This window comes from Micromonospora sp. SH-82 (assembly GCF_051132485.1).
Lineage (GTDB): Bacteria > Actinomycetota > Actinomycetes > Mycobacteriales > Micromonosporaceae > Micromonospora.
On record NZ_CP148049.1, the window covers coordinates 3,409,539 to 3,427,236 of the forward strand.

16 protein-coding genes are annotated in these 17,698 nt (G+C 70.8%); 6 read left to right on the top strand and 10 right to left on the bottom strand.

What is annotated here, in order from left to right; all coding sequences use genetic code 11:
- Nucleotides 1-240 precede the first annotated feature (240 nt).
- A complete protein-coding gene (locus WHN02_RS15645) occupies nucleotides 241-1,719 on the bottom strand; it encodes an alpha/beta hydrolase (protein WP_434739478.1) in 1,479 nt (492 codons plus the stop codon).
- Nucleotides 1,720-1,910: 191 nt separating this feature from the next.
- Here WHN02_RS15645 and WHN02_RS15650 point away from each other — a divergent pair, with 191 nt between their 5' ends.
- Complete coding sequence (locus tag WHN02_RS15650; RefSeq protein ID WP_434739479.1) at nucleotides 1,911-2,459, top strand: dihydrofolate reductase family protein; 549 nt, start codon at nucleotides 1,911-1,913, stop codon at nucleotides 2,457-2,459.
- Nucleotides 2,460-2,555: 96 nt separating this feature from the next.
- Here WHN02_RS15650 and WHN02_RS15655 read toward each other — a convergent pair whose 3' ends face one another.
- The 4 genes from WHN02_RS15655 to WHN02_RS15670 form a co-directional block, all read right to left on the bottom strand.
- Entirely contained in the window at nucleotides 2,556-3,323 is a 768-nt protein-coding gene (locus WHN02_RS15655; RefSeq protein WP_434739480.1) for an SIR2 family NAD-dependent protein deacylase, read from the bottom strand.
- 15 nt (nucleotides 3,324-3,338) lie between these two features.
- Complete coding sequence (locus WHN02_RS15660; protein WP_434739481.1) at nucleotides 3,339-3,932, bottom strand: YdeI/OmpD-associated family protein; 594 nt, start codon at nucleotides 3,930-3,932, stop codon at nucleotides 3,339-3,341.
- Nucleotides 3,933-4,009: 77 nt separating this feature from the next.
- A complete protein-coding gene (locus WHN02_RS15665) occupies nucleotides 4,010-4,636 on the bottom strand; it encodes a histidine phosphatase family protein (protein ID WP_434739482.1) in 627 nt (208 codons plus the stop codon).
- Between the two features lie 66 nt (nucleotides 4,637-4,702).
- Nucleotides 4,703-5,647 carry an SDR family oxidoreductase gene (locus tag WHN02_RS15670; RefSeq protein ID WP_434739483.1) on the bottom strand — a complete coding sequence of 315 codons (945 nt, stop codon included), beginning with the start codon at nucleotides 5,645-5,647 and terminating at the stop codon, nucleotides 4,703-4,705.
- A gap of 193 nt (nucleotides 5,648-5,840) precedes the next feature.
- On the opposite strand from WHN02_RS15670, the gene WHN02_RS15675 reads away from it, so the two are divergent.
- Entirely contained in the window at nucleotides 5,841-6,680 is an 840-nt protein-coding gene (locus WHN02_RS15675; protein WP_434739484.1) for a helix-turn-helix transcriptional regulator, read from the top strand.
- Between the two features lie 166 nt (nucleotides 6,681-6,846).
- Here the strand turns inward: WHN02_RS15675 and WHN02_RS15680 are convergent, their stop codons facing one another.
- On the bottom strand, nucleotides 6,847-7,563 hold the full coding sequence (locus WHN02_RS15680) for a hypothetical protein (protein ID WP_434739485.1): 717 nt from the start codon (nucleotides 7,561-7,563) through the stop codon (nucleotides 6,847-6,849).
- A gap of 326 nt (nucleotides 7,564-7,889) precedes the next feature.
- Between WHN02_RS15680 and WHN02_RS15685 the strand changes: the two genes are divergently transcribed.
- A complete protein-coding gene (locus WHN02_RS15685) occupies nucleotides 7,890-10,880 on the top strand; it encodes a family 16 glycoside hydrolase (protein ID WP_434739486.1) in 2,991 nt (996 codons plus the stop codon).
- Between the two features lie 59 nt (nucleotides 10,881-10,939).
- Here the strand turns inward: WHN02_RS15685 and WHN02_RS15690 are convergent, their stop codons facing one another.
- The 3 genes from WHN02_RS15690 to map are packed head-to-tail and all read right to left on the bottom strand — an operon-like array spanning nucleotide 10,940 to nucleotide 12,508.
- Nucleotides 10,940-11,236: a transcriptional regulator gene (locus tag WHN02_RS15690; RefSeq protein WP_434739487.1), complete on the bottom strand. Its 297-nt coding sequence runs from the start codon at nucleotides 11,234-11,236 to the stop codon at nucleotides 10,940-10,942.
- A complete protein-coding gene (locus tag WHN02_RS15695; RefSeq protein ID WP_434739488.1) occupies nucleotides 11,233-11,658 on the bottom strand; it encodes a hypothetical protein in 426 nt (141 codons plus the stop codon). The genes WHN02_RS15690 and WHN02_RS15695 overlap by 4 nt, the downstream gene beginning before the upstream one ends.
- Nucleotides 11,659-11,716: 58 nt before the next feature.
- Nucleotides 11,717-12,508 (bottom strand): type I methionyl aminopeptidase, encoded by a 792-nt coding sequence (gene map, locus WHN02_RS15700; protein WP_434739489.1) that lies wholly within the window; start codon nucleotides 12,506-12,508, stop codon nucleotides 11,717-11,719.
- A gap of 83 nt (nucleotides 12,509-12,591) precedes the next feature.
- Here map and WHN02_RS15705 point away from each other — a divergent pair, with 83 nt between their 5' ends.
- Complete coding sequence (locus WHN02_RS15705; protein ID WP_350897477.1) at nucleotides 12,592-12,858, top strand: helix-turn-helix domain-containing protein; 267 nt, start codon at nucleotides 12,592-12,594, stop codon at nucleotides 12,856-12,858.
- Between the two features lie 43 nt (nucleotides 12,859-12,901).
- Here the strand turns inward: WHN02_RS15705 and WHN02_RS15710 are convergent, their stop codons facing one another.
- On the bottom strand, nucleotides 12,902-13,501 hold the full coding sequence (locus WHN02_RS15710) for a hypothetical protein (RefSeq protein ID WP_434739490.1): 600 nt from the start codon (nucleotides 13,499-13,501) through the stop codon (nucleotides 12,902-12,904).
- A gap of 261 nt (nucleotides 13,502-13,762) precedes the next feature.
- Here WHN02_RS15710 and WHN02_RS15715 point away from each other — a divergent pair, with 261 nt between their 5' ends.
- On the top strand, nucleotides 13,763-15,895 hold the full coding sequence (locus WHN02_RS15715; protein ID WP_434739491.1) for a sigma-70 family RNA polymerase sigma factor: 2,133 nt from the start codon (nucleotides 13,763-13,765) through the stop codon (nucleotides 15,893-15,895).
- A 134-nt stretch (nucleotides 15,896-16,029) separates the two neighbouring features.
- Entirely contained in the window at nucleotides 16,030-17,439 is a 1,410-nt protein-coding gene (locus tag WHN02_RS15720) for a cellulose binding domain-containing protein (protein WP_434739492.1), read from the top strand.
- Nucleotides 17,440-17,698 lie beyond the last annotated feature (259 nt).

Here is a 17,698-nt window from a genome sequence, read left to right on the forward strand (position 1 = left end):
GTCGCGATCCTCCGGAGGGGGCAAACGATGTCCTGTTATCGTTCACAATGTAATCCGAACGTCGAAGGCTGTCAATGTCATGACGGGTTCTCTCTGCAGTGGAATCCCTGGTCAACCCGGGTGGAGGTCGGTCGGCGTGGAGGCAGTCGGAAAGGTTGTGAACGGGAACGTGTCGGGGGCCGAAACGGACCGGGAATCCGGTCCGCGTCGGCCCCCGACGTCTCGTCGTCGGTCACCGGGTCACTGCGGCACCGCCGGGCACCGGGTGTCGCGCGGAGGCGTCACGACGTCGATCAGGTACCGCGTGGTCGCGGCGCTGACGCAGCTGCTGCCGAGGGAGTAGACGGCGTGCCCCGACCCCTCGTAGGTCAACAGGACCGCACCGGACTGGCGTGCCACGTTGCGGGCCCACTCGTGCGGCGTGACCGGGTCGTACCGGCTGTTGAGGAGCAACACCGGGGGGACACCGTCCCACCGCAGGGGTTCCTGCGGGTTGCGGACCGGGGTGGGCCAGTCCAGGCAGAGCAGGGTCGAACCCCACGCCTGGAGGTTGACCCGCATCTGCGGTGCCACGGCGGCCAGCCGCTTCCGGTACGACTCGACCTGCTCGACGTCGCGCAGCGGCAGTCGCCAGTCCTGGCAGAAGATGGCCGAGCTCGGATCCTCGACCGGCTCTCCCGACGTCTGGACGGTGGTGCGTACGCCGTCGGCGGGCTCGGGCTCGCTTCCTGCCAGCTCCGCCTGCCGCTGCGACAGCTGCTCCCAGTACGGCCCGAGGAAGGTCCACTGGGTGTCGCTCAGCAGGTCGGTCGGGCTCATGTGCTGTGACGTTCTCGGGTCGACCAGCTCACCGCGCTCGGCCCGGGCGTAGAGGTCGGTGAAGACCTTGCGGGCGTCCTGGCCGTGTAGGGCGCAGTCGGTCGAGCGCTTGCACCACTTCACGTACTGGTCGAAGCCGTCCTGCGTCGCCTTGGTCTCGCTGCGCAGGAAGTCCCAGGTGGTGGCCTGGCTGTGGTCCATCGTGCTGTCGAGCACCATGGCCCGGACCCGGTCGGGGAAGAGGCGGGCGTACTGCTGTCCCGTCAGGGTGGCGTACGAGTTGCCGTAGAAGGTCAGCTTCTCGTCGCCGAGTGCGGCCCGGATGGCGTCCATGTCCCGGGCGACGCTCCTGCTGTCCAGGAAGTCGACGTGCGGACCACTGAGTTCGCGGCAGCTCTCGCCGTACGCCCGGGTCCACTCGCGCAGGTCGTCGAAGTGTTCGGCGGTGGTGGGGAAGAGTTCCGGATCCGGCCCGGTCGACATCCGGCACCGGATCGGGTGGCTATCGCCCACGCCCCGGGGATCGAAGCCCACCACGTCGAACCGGCGGCGTACGTCGTCGTCGAAGCTGCCGCCGATGCCCCCCGCCTTGACGTCGGCCACCCCCGACGCCCCCGGGCCGCCCGGATTGGTGAGGATGGTGCCCACCCGCTCGGCCGGTGCGGTGGCCGTACGGCGGGCGAGCGCGATCTCGATCGTCTCCCCGGTCGGGTCGGCCCAGTCGACGGGCACCGTCACGGTGCCGCACTGCGCCGCCGGTTCGTCGGGGCACGGCTGCCAGTCGATGCCGGTGCCGGCGTCGCCCGGCCCGGTCTGCGGACTCGCGTGGGCGGGTGGGACGCCGAGTGCCACTGCGGTCAGCGCGGCGATCGCCACGCCGGTCAGGGATTGTCGTCTCACGTCACGGCCTTCCGTCTCGCGTCACTGTCCTCTGTCGCCGCCGGTGGTGTCGTCACCGGCACGTCAGCCACTATACACACGAGCTATACACTCAGTGTCTAGTGAGGATGTCGGCCTGGCTTCCCGGGGAGGACGTGCGGGGCGAGCCGAGGAGCCCGACGACTCGTCGCCCGGGGCGATACGGTGTCGGCATGGGGCCACTTCGATACGCCGTCAACGTCACGTTGGACGGGTGCTGCGACCACCGGGCGATAGTTCCCGACGAGGAGATGCACCGCCACCACGTCGGGAACCTCGAGCGGGCCGACGCGCTCCTGTTCGGCCGGGTGACGTACGAGATGATGGAGGCGGCGTGGCGACCGCCCGTCCCGACGGACTCCGGCCCCGACTGGACGAGACCGTTCGCCCGGACCATCGACGCGGCGAAGAAGTACGTCGTGTCGAGGACCCTGGAGCACGTCGACTGGAACGCCGAACTCGTACGCGGCGATCTGGCCCGAGCCGTCGTGCAGCTCAAGCAGAACTCCGACCGGGGGATCCTCGTCGGCGGGGTTCAGCTCGCAGCGGCCCTGACCGAGCTGGGTCTGATCGACGAGTACGAGTTCATGGTGCACCCCGCCGTCGCCGGACACGGACCGACTGTGTTCGCCGGGCTGTCCCGACCCGTCGACCTGAAGCTCGTGAGTCGCTCGGAGTTGGGCTCCGGCGCCATGGTGATGCGGTACGAGCCCAGGAGGTAGCCGGCCCGACCGATCCGCCGGCCCTCGTCCGGGACGGCACCGACCATCCGGACCGGTCGGTTCGTCCGTCGGCCGAGGGTGCGTCCGGCGGTCCCGTCAGTGCGGCCAGGCGGCCGAGACGAGGCCGTGGAGGGTCTGTGCGGCGGTGCCGCGCAGGGTGACTGTGGCGACGGGGTCGAGTGGGGTGGGTTGCGGGTTGACCTGGATCACTGTGGCGCCGGAACGTGCGGCGACCCGGGGGATCTCGGCGGCGGGGTGGACGACGCCGGAGGTGCCGACGGCCAGGAGCAGGTCGCAGGTGGCGGCGGCGTCGACGGCAGCAGCGAACTCCGCCTCCGGCAGGGGCTCGCCGAACCACACCACCCCCGGGCGTACCGGGTGGCCGCAGGTGGCGCAGCGCGGGGGCGGGATCCGGCTGCCCTCGGGGGGCGCTTCGGTGTCGGGCGGAAGTGGTGCCGGGTGGCCGTCCACCGCCGTGCAGCGTGGGGTGAACAGGCTGCCGTGCAGGTGGATCGGGGCCGGGGTGCCGGCTCGCTCGTGCAGGTCGTCGACGTTCTGGGTGACGACCGTGGTGTCCGGGATCCGGGCCGCCATGGTGGTGACGGCGAGATGTCCCGGATTGGGTACGGCCCGGCTGACCCTGGTGCGCCGCCATTCGTACCAGCCCCACACCAGGTCCGGGTCGGCCTGGAAGGCCTGCGGGGTGGCGAGCTGCGCGGCGTCGTAGCGCGCCCACAGGCCGGTCAGGTCGTCCCGGAAGGTGGGTACGCCGCTCTCGGCCGACATCCCGGCTCCGGTGAAGACGACCATCCGGTGGGCGGTCCGCAGGAGTCGGGCCGCTCGCTGGGCCGGTGCATCTTCCATGGTCTTCGTACCGCCCTACGGCGTGGCCTTCTGCGGGTGGAACGTCTCGTGGCGGGCCAGCATGGCGACGAACTCGCGGATCTTCCGCTCGCGGGTCTCCGCCCGCTTGACGGCGTTGAGGCGGTGGATGAGGGCGAACCGGTTGGCCTTGGTCAGGACGTCGAACATCGCCTGGGCGGCGGGGTCGGCGGCGACGGCGGCGAGGAGGTCGGCCGGTGGCTCGGCCTCCGACGGCGGCGCGTAGGCGGCCGCCCACCGCCCGTCGGCCTTGGCGGCCTCCACCGCGGCGCGGCCGGAGGGCTGCATCAGTCCCGCCGCCTCCAGCCGGGCCACGTGCCCGACGTTGCGCTGGGACCAGGAGCTGCGGGCCCGGCGGGGGGTGAACCGGATCCAGGAGGTCTCGTGATCCCGTTTACGGGCCTGCCCGTCGATCCACCCGAAGCAGAGGCCCTCGTCGACCGCCTGTTGCCAGGTCAGTGTGGTGACGGTGCCGCCCTTCCTGGTCAGGGCGAGCCAGACGCCGGGGGAGGACGCGTGATGGGCTGACAGCCAGGTGCGGAGCGTTCCCGCGTCCGCGACGATCAGCTCTTCCAGTTCGGGGGCCGCCATGCCGGCAGGATAGCGCCGCCCACCGACAGGCCGGCCCACCCGCGCCACCGCACCGAGACTCACCAGTCGGCGGGACGTCACCGCAGGTGGTCGACATCGTCGAGGCGGACGATCCACCGGTTGTGGAAGTGGTCGTCCTCGCGCAGCACGGTGATCCCTCCGGGGGTGAAGCGGCAACCCACCGACCCCGCCGCGTCGACAGGCATGCCGATCCACGCCGCCAGGACGAAGGTGGCGGTTCCCCCGTGGGTCACCACGACCTGGTGCACCGCCTCCGACCGGAGGATGCGGTGCACCGCCGCGTACGTCCGTACCGCCAACTCCCATTTCGTCTCGGCACCGGGTATCCCCTCGTCGTGGCGCATCCGCTCACCGACGGCGGGGGGCGGGACGAACCGTTCGTCGAGCCACGCCTGCGGACGTCCTCCCGCCTCGCCGTACGACTTCTCCCGAAGGTCGGGGTCGAGCACCACCCCCACCCCGAGCCGCTGTCCGAGGATCTCCGCCGTCCGGCGGGCGCGGAGCAGGTCGGAGGAGAAGACGTCGACGACGCCCGCCTCCGACAGCCGACCGGCCAGCGCCGCCGCGATCCGTTCGGCGTGGGCCGCGCCCCGGTCGGTGAGGTCCGAGTCGTACCAGCCGCCGACCAGTCCGTCGACGTGGTGGGTCGCTTCCGGGTGCGTGACGACGTACAGCTCTCTCACCTCGCGGAGTCTAGGAGGTCCCGCCACAGTGCCGCCGCCGGCACCGACCGCCGTCGGAGCCGGTGTTCAGGCGGGGACGAAGGCGGTCCCGGTGAGCTGCTCGGAGACCTGCCAGACCCGCCGGGCCTCCTCGACGCTGCGCAGCGGCGGGTAGGTCCGCTGCTCGGCGGGCCGACCGCCGAGGTTGCCCGGTCCACCGGGGCCGTAGAGGACGCCGGGCCTGGCGGTGGGGTCGGTCGCCGCCATCAGCGCGGGAAGCTTCGCGGTCTCCACGGTGCCCAGCAGGATCCGGCGCTCGGACAGCGCCCGGATCAGCCGGTACGCCGGGGTGTCCCGGCTGCGGCCCAGCTCGGGGCGGGCGGCCAGCAGGCTGGTGGGGGCCACCCCGGGGTGGGAGAGGTTGCTGGTGACGCCCCAGCCGTGTGCGGCGCTGCGGCGTTCCAGTTCCAGGCCGAAGAGCCCGAACGCGATCTTCGACTGGCTGTAGGCGCGCATCCCGTCGTACGACCGCTCCCAGTTGAGGTCGTCCCAGTTGATCCGTCCTCGGCGGGCGGCGATGCTGACCTGGGAGGTCACCCGGGCGTTGCCGGCGCGCAGCAGTGGGAGCAGTCGGGCGACGAGGGCGAAGTGGCCGAGGTGGTTGGTCCCGAACTGGAGTTCGAATCCGTCGGCGGTGGTCTGCCGGTCCGGTGGCCGCATCACCCCCGCGTTGTTGATCAGGATATGGATCGGGTTGCCCTCACCACGGAGGGTGTCGGCCAGGGCCGCTACCGAGTCCAGGCTGGACAGGTCGAGGCTGCGCAGTGAGACGTCGGCGTCGGGCGTGGTCTGCCGGATCCTGGCGACGGCGGCCTCACCCTTGGCGCGGTTTCTGACGGGCAGGACGACCTCGGCGCCGGCTGCGGCCAGCCGGGCCGCCATCCCCAGGCCCATCCCGTCGCTGGCGCCGGTGACGACGGCTCGCCTGCCGGTGAGGTCGGGGACGGTGACGTCGAACGGAGTACGTGACACGGCTTGCGCTCCCTGGGTCGTTCGGTTCCTCGGGGTACGCCGTCGATGGTCGACCGGAGCGCCGGTGGTAGCCACGCCCTGTCGATCCCAGGCTCACCGGATCCCCCTGTGCCCGGACGGGGGGATCGACGGGGCGTGGCTACGGTCTCCTGCGGACTGTAGAACCGGGGCAGTACATCGAAGGGAGGGCGTCGTGATCGATCGCACCGGGTTGGCACAGTTTCTTCGTAACCGGCGTGCGGCGCTGCAACCGGAGGACGTGGGGTTGCCGCGTGGGCGACGTCGCAGGACCGACGGGCTGCGGCGCGAGGAGGTCGCGTCGTTGTGCCACATGTCCGTCGACTACTACTCCCGGATCGAGCGGGAACGCGGCCCTCAGCCGTCCCAGGGGATGCTCTCCTCCATAGCGCAGGGGCTGCACATGTCGATCGACGAGCGGGACCACCTGTTCCGGCTCGCCGGGCACACACCGCCACCCCGGGGAGCCGCCACCGAGCACATCAGTCCCGGACTGCTCCGGGTGCTCGACCGCCTGGACGACACCCCGGCCGAGATCGTCACCGAACTCGGTGAGACGTTGCGGCAGTCCCCGATGGGGGTGGCCCTCACCGGGGACAACACGCGGCACACCGGCCCGGCCCGAAGCGCCGGATACCGGTGGTTCACCGACCCCGCCACCCGTCGGCTCTACGCGCCGCGAGACCACGCCTTCCTCAGCCGGATGTGGGCGTCGGGGCTGCGTGAGAAGGTCACCCTGCGGGGACCCGGCTCCCGCGCCGCGCACCTGGCCGAGCTGTTGCTGGCCGGGAGCGAGGAGTTCCGGCGGGTGTGGGAGGACCACGAGATCGGGGTACACCCCCGCGAGGTCAAACACTTCGTCCACCCCGAGGTCGGCGAGCTGGAACTGAACTGTCAGCAGCTCGTCGACCCGGGGCAGGCGCACGCACTGCTGGTCTACACGGCTGTCCCCGGCAGTGAGAGCTACGAGAAGCTCCAGGTCCTCTCCGTCATCGGCGCGCAGACACTTCGCTGAGCTACGGACCGGGCGTACGACCTGATCGGGCTTCCTCGGTGAGGAACGGTGGGTGCGCCGGTGCTCACCCTCACCAGCCCCTGATCCGGTCGGTGCCCGTCTACGGGCGGGAAGAGCCGTTGTGACGGTCCTCCCCGCCCGTCGTCACCGTGTGTGGCCGGGCCGGTCAGCGCCCGCGGGCCTGACCCGCCGACGCGCCGGTGTTCCACCCCTGATAGCCCATCGAGGGACCACCCGGACCGGAGCCGGGACCCTGTGGAAGGTAGTTGTTGTTTGCCTGTGCGGCCATCGTGGCATTGAGGTACTGGATGCCCTCGGAGGCGGTCCTGACCGCCGTGGACAGTTGTCTGAATGCCTGGTGGTTCGCCGTGGTGGCCTCTCTGAGCAGGCGTTCGGAGCTGGCCAGGCCGCGATTCCGGGCGTCTGCGAAAGCGTCCTTCTCGGGATGACGGTTGCGTGCGTGTAGCGACCGGAGTTGATCCTCTCGCCACTGCATCATGGTCCGTCCCGAATCGTACAGGTAGTGCGCCGTGGCTGACACGATGTTCGCCTGGCCGTGCAGACCGGCGCCGGTCCAGGTGTAGGGGAAGATCTGGTGTCCCTCGTTGACGAAAGCTGATTCGACGAGCCGGTTGTTTCTGTCGCGGTAGGTCTCCTCGTGATATCCGTAGCCCTGACCTTCTGCAGCGGCATCCGCGATGGACTGGTGGCGTGCGAGGTCGAGAGCGGTGCGCCGGATGGTCGTGAGGCTGTCGGTCACTGTGGGGTCCAGTGCCAGAATCTGCTGGCTGGTCTCGTCCAGGACATCGACGTAATTCCGCACCACGGCGGCGTCGCAGTATGTCCGGATCTCGGTGAGCGGGTCGCGATTCAGGTAGTCCACGGGGTCTCCATCTTCGTGGCCGGTGGAGCATCCACCGGAGGTTCTCGTGCGGTCGGTCCCCTTTACTCCGACCGACACCCTGGGGTTCACCGATGGGGGTAATCGTGCGGTAGCTCACCATGCCTCCTATACGCCGGCATCCCCGGGCGAAGCGGGCGACCTTCCGTTCGGATCGACGGAAGTTCCGGCCATGATGTCGAAAGATCTAGATTTTGCGATGAATGTGGCCGATGATTCTCCCAGTCGCCGAGACTCCCACCTCCGCTGCCCAGCTCCGTCCCCGCTGGGACGACGCGTCTCGGCGCATCGTCGAAGGGAGAACGGGAATGCTCCTCGGTTCCCCACGAGTCCGCCGCCTCGGCACCGTGCTCGGTGCCGCACTGGTCCTCGGGCTCGCCGCCGTAGCACCGTCACCCGACCCGGCCCGGGCGGCGGACCTGCCGCCCCAGGAGCCGGGGGTGACCCTGCGCAGCTACGACGTCCGCGTGCCGCTGCGCGAGATCTGCACCCTCAAGCCCGGGCAGACCCCGAACGTCGACAAGCTGATGCCGGTCGTCGACTGGACGAGCACCGCCGACTTCGGACTGGCCGACAACTTCGTCGCCCACGTGCACGCCAACCTGCACATCCCGGCCGCCGGTAGCTACACCTTCCGCCTCACCAGCGACGACGGCTCCCGGCTGCACATCGACGGGGCCCTCGTGATCGACCACGACGGGCTGCACGGTCCCACCGCCAAGGACGGCACCGTCACCCTGACCGAGGGCCCGCACACCCTCTGGATCGAGCACTTCGAGGCGGGCAGCGGACAGCAGCTCACCCTCTCCTGGCAGCCCCCGGGGGCGAGCGGCTTCGTGGTCGTACCGACCTCGGCGCTGAGCACCGACGCCGGGGTGGTCCGGGTCACCGCCCCCGGCTTCAAGGCCTGCCAGGGGGTCGACGACTCACCCGGGGACGGCCTGCCCCTGGACTCGGTGCACCCCGACTACACCCTGACCGGCCTGCGGCCCGAGGGGTTCACCCCGCAGGTCTCGGGGATGGCCTGGACCGACGACGGTCGGCTCGTGGTCAGCACCTGGGGCGGCAGCGGAGCACGCACCGGTGAGGTGTACATCCTCGACGGGGTGACCGGTGCCACCGGCCCGGACGACGTCACCTACCACAAGGTGGCAGGTGGGCTCATCGAACCGATGGGGGTCGCCGTCGTCGACGGCACCGTCTACGTGGCGCAGAAGCACGAACTCACCGAGCTGCGGGACACCGACGGCGACGAGGTCGCCGACGAGCACCGGACGATCGCCACCTGGCCGTACGGGGGGAACTTCCACGAGTTCGCCTTCGGTCTGCTGTACAAGGGCGGGAACTTCTACCTGAACCTGTCGGTCGCCATCAACCAGGGCGGGGCGACCACCGACCCGCAGCCGGCCCCCGACCGGGGCACCAGCGTGGTGGTGAACCGGCGGACCGGGAAGGTCAGCTACGTCGCCGGGGGCCTGCGCACCCCCAACGGTCTCGGCTGGGGGCCGGAGAACGCCCTCTTCGTCACCGACAACCAGGGCGGGTACCTGCCCGCCTCGAAGCTCGTCCAGATCGAGCCGGACCGCTTCTACAACCACTACACCAACCCGGTCGGACGCTTCGACGCCAACCCGGTGACCCGCCCGGTGCTCTGGCTGCCGCAGAACGAGATCGCCAACTCCCCGAGCACCCCGGTCATGCTGAAGAAGGGCCCGTACCGGGGGCAGCTCCTGATCGGGGACGTGACCTACGGCGGGTTGCAGCGGGCGTACCTGGAGAAGGTCCACGGGCAGTACCAGGGCGCGGTGTTCCGGCACACCCAGGGCCTGGAGGCCGGGGTGAACCGGGTCTCCCTCGGCCCGGACGGCGACATCTACGTCGGTGGGCTGGGCGCGGGCGGCAACTGGGGTCAGCCCGGCAAGCTCCAGTACGGCCTGCAGAAGCTTTCCCCGAACGGGAAACGGACCTTCGACATGAAGTCGATGAGCGCCACCCGGGACGGCTTCACGATCGAGTACACCAGGCCGCTGTCGACCGACACCATCCAGGACATCGCCCAGCGGTACCGGGTCGAGCAGTGGCGCTACGCCCCGACCCCGACCTACGGGGGTCCGAAGGTGGACCAGGAGACCCTCACCGTCTCCGGCGTCAAGGTCTCCGACGACCGCACCAGGGTCACCCTGACCGTCGAGGGGCTCCAGCGGGACCGGGTGGTCCACCTGCGCTCCCCCCGCTCCTTCACCGCCTCCAACGGTGAGCAGCTGTGGAGCACGGAGGCCTGGTACACCCTCAACGCGATCCCCGGCCCCCAGTCGGACCGGGTGTTCTACGAGGCCGAGGAGGGTCGACGGCAGGGCGGCGCGGCCGTCGACACCGAGCACGCCGGCTTCTCCGGAGTCGGTTTCGTCGACGGGTACGGCAGCCTGAACGCCTCGACGACCGTCCACCCCGAGGTGAGCGCCGCCGGGGAGTACGAGGTCGGGCTGCGCTACAGCAACGGCCCGAACCCGTTCGTCGGCGACAAGACCCTCAGCATCCACGTCAACGGCCGCAAGGTCCGCCAGACGGTGCTGCCCAGCACCGTCACCTGGAAGGAGTGGGCGACCCGGACCGAACGCCTCACCCTGCGCAAGGGGGTCAACACCGTCGAGTACCGGGTGGACACCGGCGACACCGGCCACGTCAACCTGGACCTGGTCACGGTCCGACGCCCCGGGGAGCGGATCGTCCTGTTCGACGGGGGGAGCCTCGCCGAGTGGCAGCACACCGACGGCCGATCCGCCTCCTGGACCCGGGTCGAGGGCGGCGCCATGCAGGTGAGCGGCGGTGACCTGCGGACCCGTCAGGCCTTCGGCGACTTCCGGCTGCACGTGGAGTTCAAGGTGCCGGTGCTCCCGCCGGAGGTGACCGGGCAGAACCGGGGCAACAGCGGTGTCTACCTCCAGGAGCGCTACGAGATCCAGATCCTGGACTCGTACGGGGACCCGACCCTGGACACCAACGAGGCCGGGGCCGTCTACCTGCAGAAGGCTCCCGACGTGAACGCGGCGACCCCACCGGGGACCTGGCAGACCTACGAGATCGAGTACCGGGCCGCCCGGTACGACGCCGCCGGGGCGAAGGTCGAGAACGCCCGGGTGACAGTGGACTGGAACGGGACCCGGGTCCACGACGACGTGGCCGTCACCGGCCCGACCGGAGGGAACATCCCCGAGGGGCCGGCCACCGGGTCGATCCGGTTGCAGGACCACCAGAACCCCGTCCAGTTCCGCAACATCTGGATCGAACCGCTCAGCTGACCGGGAGGACGCGCGCCCGCCGGGTCCTCCCCGGCGGGCGCCGAGCCTGCGTTCGGCGCTCAGGCGGTACGCATCGAGTCGGCGACGATGGCCTGGAGGGCCGTGACGTGGTCGCGGTACGCCCTCTTGCCCTCCCGGGTCAGCGTCAGCCAGATGCGACGGGAGTCGATCTGGGAACGTTCCTGGGTGACGTATCCGGCGTCGACGAGCGCGGCGACCTGTTTGCTCAACGCGGAGGCGGTCAGGCCGAGGGTGTCCTTGACGACAGACATCTCCACCGTCGTCGCCGTGGCGAGCATGGCGCAGATCTTCAGCCGGTGGGTGGGGTGGATGATCGGGTCCAGTTCCCCGGTCATCCGCGGGTGCTCCGGTGGTGCAGCACCGAACCGATCGTGTAGCTGATCGAGGTCCCCGCCGCGCAGGCCACGACCAGCCACGTCGCGTCGGCGTCACCGGCGATCATCGCCGTGGCGAGGAAGACGGCCGACAGGGCGACGGCGGCGAGGAAGCCACGGCTGGTGGGGATCGCGAACGGTGTGCCGATCTGGTGTCCTGCCCAGTAGTTGAGGGCGAACACGGCGATGCCGAGGGTGATCCAGGCTCCGAGCCTGGCCGATTCCAGAAGCGGGGTCAGCGCCATCGCGCCGAGCAGCAGGGCGTTGGCGGGGTAGATCCAGCGCGGCCAGGGGCGGTTCCGGACCGCGTGCTGGGCGGCGGCGACGGCGTCGAGGTCGGCGGCTGCCTGGTGGCGGTTCGGCGTCGGCTCGATACTTTCCATGCTGGAAAGCATACGAGATGCTTTCCAAGGTGGCAACCATGTGGGTGGCGGGGGTGGGTCAGGCGGCGGCACTCCCGTCGGCGGCGGGGCGCCGGGTCAGGACCTGGGGGCCGGACGGGGTGATGGCGACGGTGTGTTCCGAGTGGGCCGTACGGGACCCGTCGGCCGAGCGGATCGTCCAGCCGTCCTCGTCGAACACGATCTTGTCGGTGGAGTGGCAGAACCAGGGCTCGATGGCGATGGTGAGGCCCGGGACGAGCTTCATGCCCCGGCGGGCGCGCCCGTCGTTGGAGACGTGCGGAGCCTCGTGCATGGTGCGCCCGATGCCGTGGCCGCCGAACTCGCCGTTGACGCCGTACCCGTAGGAGCGGGCGACCTCACCGATCGCCGCCGAGACGTCGCCGAGGCGGCCACCCGGCTGGGCGGCGGTGATGGCGGCCTCCAGGGCGACCTCGGTCGCCTCGATCAGCCTCAGGTCGTCGGGGTCCGGGGTGCCCACGACGACGGAACGGGCCGAGTCGGCGACCCACCCGTCGATGCTCACCGCCATGTCGATGCTGAGCAGGTCGCCGTCGCGCAGCAGGTAGTCGTGCGGGAGGCCGTGCAGGACCGCGTCGTTGACCGACAGGCACAGCACGTTACGGAACGGGCCGCGGCCGAACGACGGGGCGTACTCCCAGTAGCAGGACTCGGCGCCGCGTTCGGCGATCCGCCGTCGGGCGTGGTGTTCGAGGTCCATCAGGTTGACGCCGACCGCGGCGACGTCGCCCAGCTCGGCGAGGAGTTCGCCGACGAACCGGCCGGTCACCGCCATCCGGCCGATCTCCTCGGCGGACTTGAGCTCGATCACGACAGCCTCCCTCTCCTGGTATTTCTATACCGGGATTTTTATACCACGAGGGGTCGTCCGCTTCGCGGGGGTATCCTGCGGGAATGGTTCGCCAACCACTCACCGCCGAACAGATCGCAGCGGGCCAGCGCCTCGGAGTCGCCCTCCGGGCGGCGCGGGCCGGTCGCAGCCTCGTCGAGGTGGCGCTGGCTGCCGGTATCTCCCCCGAGACGTTGCGCAAGATCGAGGCGGGTCGGCTCCCCGCTCCCGCCTTCGGCACCGTGGTCTGCCTGAGTCAGGCCCTCGACGTCTCCCTGAGTGACCTGGCCGACGTCTGGCGGGCCGACCTGCCCATCCGTCAGGCGTCCTAGCGACACCCCTGCGCACGATCCGCCGCCGTCGCCGAACGGGTCCTCACTCCTGCGGGCGGAGGGTCGCCTCCGCCTGATAGGTCCCGACGTGCGGAATGTAGCGCAGGTGGAGGTTTCCGTCGGCCTGCGGCGTCAAGACCACGGTCGAGGGGTCGTCGCAGAACTGCACGCTCTTGGTGATCTTCTCTCGCACGTGAACGGTGGTCCCATTCACGGCGGTGACCGACCAGGTGCCGACGCAGAAACCGGGATACTCGACGTCGGCCTTGCCGGTGCCGGCGCGAATGCTGGCCCGAAGTGTCCACGAAGCGCCACCGGGTTCCCGGAGGACGCCTCTCCAGGAGCCGTCGAAGGCCGACGGGAATCTCGGTGCCGCTCCCGACACCGACCCGCCGGTGGGAACGCCCCCCAGCGTGGGAACCGTCCTGGGCGTCGGCGGGTCCGTCTCCTGCGTGGGAGCGGCCACCTCGGGCGACGCGACGGGTTGGCTCTGACGATCCGCCTGATACCTGACGGCTGCGGCGTTCATCTGCCCCGCGACGATCGTGGCGACCGCAGTGAGCGCCACCGAAATCGCAGAAATGACAGCTATCTTCACGGCTGTCCCGCCCGTGGAACCGGACTCCTGCCCCTGCGTGCCCACCCTGCTGCCGCCTTTCTTGCGACCGTCGCCGAATGGCAGGCCCCGAACTTAGTCCATGATGGCCAGTGCCATCGGAACCCGCCGTCGTGGGCGATCCCGCCCGGATGATCGGGCCGTCCGTCCGTCGTGCCCGCCCGGCTGATCTTTACAGGCCGTTTCCGGTATGTGAACATTTCATGTCGACGGGCGTCGATCGGTGAATTCGGCGGGCGGCACGACCCGTCATCTCGCCGGAGGCCGGGCACGGGGGAGAACACGGCGGTGCGAAACGGTGGTTCCGGAGACGAGACCGTCGCCTCGACGCTGGTGGAGGCGGCCCGTGCGGGGGACCGCGCCGCTGTCGCAGAGCTGGTCGAGACACACCTGCCGCTGGTGTACAACCTCGTCGGGCGGGCGCTCGACGGCCGGGGCGACGTCGACGACGTGGTGCAGGAGTGCATGGTACGGGTCATCCGGGGCCTGCCGGAGCTGCGTGAACCCGACCGGTTCCGGTCGTGGCTGGTGTCGATCACCTATCGGCAGATCCGGGACCACTGGCGCGCGACACGCCACGACGTCCCTCTCCGACCCGGCGAAGACCATCTTCCCGACCCCGGTGACCTGGCCGAACGTACCGTGTCGGAGGTCGTGCTCCACGAACAGCGTCAGCGGTTCGCGGCGGCGGCCCACTGGCTCGACGCCGACGACCGCGCCTGCCTCGCACTCTGGTGGCAGCAGGTCACCGGCGGGGTGAGCCGCACGGAGCTGGCGGCCGCGTGGGGGGTGTCGGAGGCCACCGCCGCCGTCCGGCTGCACCGGCTGCGTACCCGCCTCGACTCGCTCCGGGCCGTCGTCGCGGCGCTGCACCACCGCCCCCGGTGCCCGGAGTTGGCCGCCCTGACCCGACGGTGGGACGGCAGCCCGTCGCCGCTGTGGCGCAAACGTCTGACCCGGCACGTCCGCGACTGCCGGGGGTGCACCCACTTCGGCCGAGGGCTGGTCCCGCTGGAGCACCTGGTCTACGGGGTGGTGGCCCTACCGGTCTCGGTGGGTGTCGCGGCGGCCGTACGGGCGGCGGTCGACACGCACCTCGGCGTACCCGGGGTGCCGGTGTCCTGGGCGGACGGCATCCGTACGGCCCTGAACCGCCGCAGCGCCGAGGTCGCTGTCGCCGCCGTGGTGGTGGCCGGCGTCCTGGCCCTGGCGGTCTGGTCGGCGCCGGTCGACAGGCCGGCCGACCCGGTGGTGGCCGCACCGGTCACCCCGTCTCCGTCGGCGACGGGACCCCCGGATCCGGGGCCCGCCACCGGCGGGCCGACCCCGAGCACCTCGGCGGCGGCCCGCAGCACCGAGGTCCACGTGGCCACCGACGGCAGCGACGACGGTGACGGGAGCCCGGGGCGGCCCTTCGCCACCCTGAACCGCGCGGCCGACGTCGTCCGGCCCGGCCAGACGATCGTGCTGCGAGGGGGGACCTACCGCCTCACCCGGCCGGTGCGGATCACCACCAGCGGCACCGCCGACCGGCCGATCACGCTGCGACCCCACCGCCGGGAGCGGGTCGTCCTGGACGCCGGTGGGGTGCCCGACGGACAGTGGGCGGTCACCCAGCGGACCGACTTCTGGACGGTGCAGGACCTCACGGTCCGGGGTTCCCGCAGCCACGCGTGGGTCTGCACCGCCTGCACACACACCACCTTCCGGCGGTTGTCCATGCACGACAACGCCCGGTCGGGGCTGCTCCTACGCGACCCCGGCACCATCGGCAACCGGGTGCTCGACAACGACTTCTTCGGCAACCACGACCCGGACGACAGCGGTAGCGTCGGGATCGGGCTGGGGGTGAAGTTCGGGTCCGGCGAGGGCAACGTCATCCGGGGCAACCGGGCCTTCCACAACGCCGACGACGGCTTCGACTTCGGTGACTTCGACAGTCCGCTGACCGTCGAGGGCAACTGGGCCTTCGGCAACGGCCAGGACCGGTGGGGGATCGCGGACTGGGCCAGCAACGGGTACGGCTTCTCCCTCGGTGGGGGACCGGAGACCCAACGGTCGGGGCACCGGCTCCGGGACAACGCGGCGTGGGGCAACCGTGGGCACGGGTTCGGGGCCGAGGCCAACCGGGGGCGGCTCGACCTGGTCCGTAACACCGCCGTCGACAACGGCGGGGCCGGATTCGACCTCTCCGCCGCCAACGGCGACGCCCGAGCGAACCTGGCCGTCGACAACGAACGGGAGACCAGGGTGGGCCCCGGCGTCACCGCCGCCGACAACTCGTGGGACGCGGCCAGGTCGACGTTGCGCTCGACCGATCCGACCGGGGCCGAAGGGGACCGCCCGGCCGACGGCGGTCTGCCGCCCACCGACTACCTGGACTCCCGCGAGGAGGTCGGGGCGCGGATGTCCGACCCGTGACCCCCGGCCGTCGCGCGGAGAATTCCCCACCGATTTCCGGTAACGAACCGGCCGGGGATCCGTCTGCGGTGTCGACGGGTGTCCCGGGGGGACCCCGTCCCGTCCCCACACCGAACGGGTCCGAGGAGGTCCAGATGAGTACCGGTTTGCGACGACGACGTCTGACGGCGGCGACGCTCGCCGCCTGCACCGCGGCGATGGTCACGGCGGGCGTCGTCACGGCGGTGTCCGCCCAGGCGGCAGCGGGTTGCCAGGTGGGCTACCGGGTGACCGGGCAGTGGCAGGGCGGCTTCACCGCCACGATCACCGTCAAGAACCTGGGCGACGCGATCGACGGGTGGCGACTGGGCTGGTCCTTCCCCGCCGGTCAGGCCGTCACCCAGGCCTGGGGGTTCACCGCCGCCCCCACCCGCGGTGCCGTCGTCGCCACGAACGTCGACTACAACGCCGCCATCCCCACCAACGCCACCATCGAGGTGGGGTTCAACGGGTCCTGGAACAACTCCACCAACCCCGCCCCGAGCACCTTCACCCTCAACGGCACCACCTGCACGGGATCGGTGGCCCCCACCACCGGACCCGCCACCACCCCGCCGACCCCGACCACCCCGCCACCGAATCCGACCACCCCGCCACCGACCCCCGGGCCGGGGGTGCCGTACTCCAGCACCCCGGACGGGTTCGCCGGTGCCGCCGGGACCACCGGGGGAGCGGGCGGCACCACCGTCACCGTCACCAACCAGGCCGACCTGGAGCGGTACGCCACGGCCAGCGCCGCCCACGTCATCCGGATCGACCGGGCCATCACCATCAGCCCGTACGGCAAGGAGATCTCCGTCCGGTCCGACAAGACCATCGTCGGGGTGGGCCGCAACGGCCAGATCGTCAACGGCGGGTTCTTCCTGGGCAGCGGCACCAGCAACGTCATCATCCGGAACCTGACCATCCGGGACACCCGGGTGGCCTCGGACGACCCTGACGACAAGGACTTCGACTACGACGGCATCCAGATGGACACCGCCAACCGGATCTGGATCGACCACAACCACATCACCCGGATGAACGACGGGGCGATCGACAGCCGGAAGGACACCACCAACCTGACCGTGTCCTGGAACATCATCTCCGAGGCGAACAAGACCTTCGGGATCGGGTGGACCGAGAACGTCACCGCTCGGATGACCATCCACCACAACTGGTTCCGGGACGTCAACTCCCGGGTGCCCAGCACCGACAACGTGGCCTACGCCCACCTCTACAACAACTACCTCCAGAACGCCCGCTCCGGGAACAACTCCCGGGGCGCCACCAGGATGGTGTTGGAGAACAGCTACTTCGAACGGGTCACCAACCCCTACTACCGGGACTCGGGGGCGCAGCTGCGGCAGAGCGGCAACGTCGTGGTCGACAGCAGCGGACGACGGGAGTCCGGCGGCTCGGCCTTCGACCCGTCGAGCTTCTACCCCTACGCCCTGCACCCGGCCGCCCAGGTGCCGGACCTGCTGCGTACCCACGCCGGACCCCAGGCGGCCATCGGCCTGTGACCGCCGGTCGGTCGTCGACCAGTGACCGCCTCGGCCTGAACCCCGTCCCGACGGTAGGACGGTTCGGGTCGACTTCGGTGTGACACGGGACCGGGCGGACCCTGCTCGCGACGTCGAGTCCGGGGTCCGTCCGGTTGCCGACGCCGCGTACCTGCGTCGGGTCGGCGAAAGCGTCAGCATGTGGGCGTCCGGGGGACCCTGCGGTGTCGAGGCCGGGGACCTGGCACTGTGCAGGGTCGACGGCGGCGACGGAGGCGGC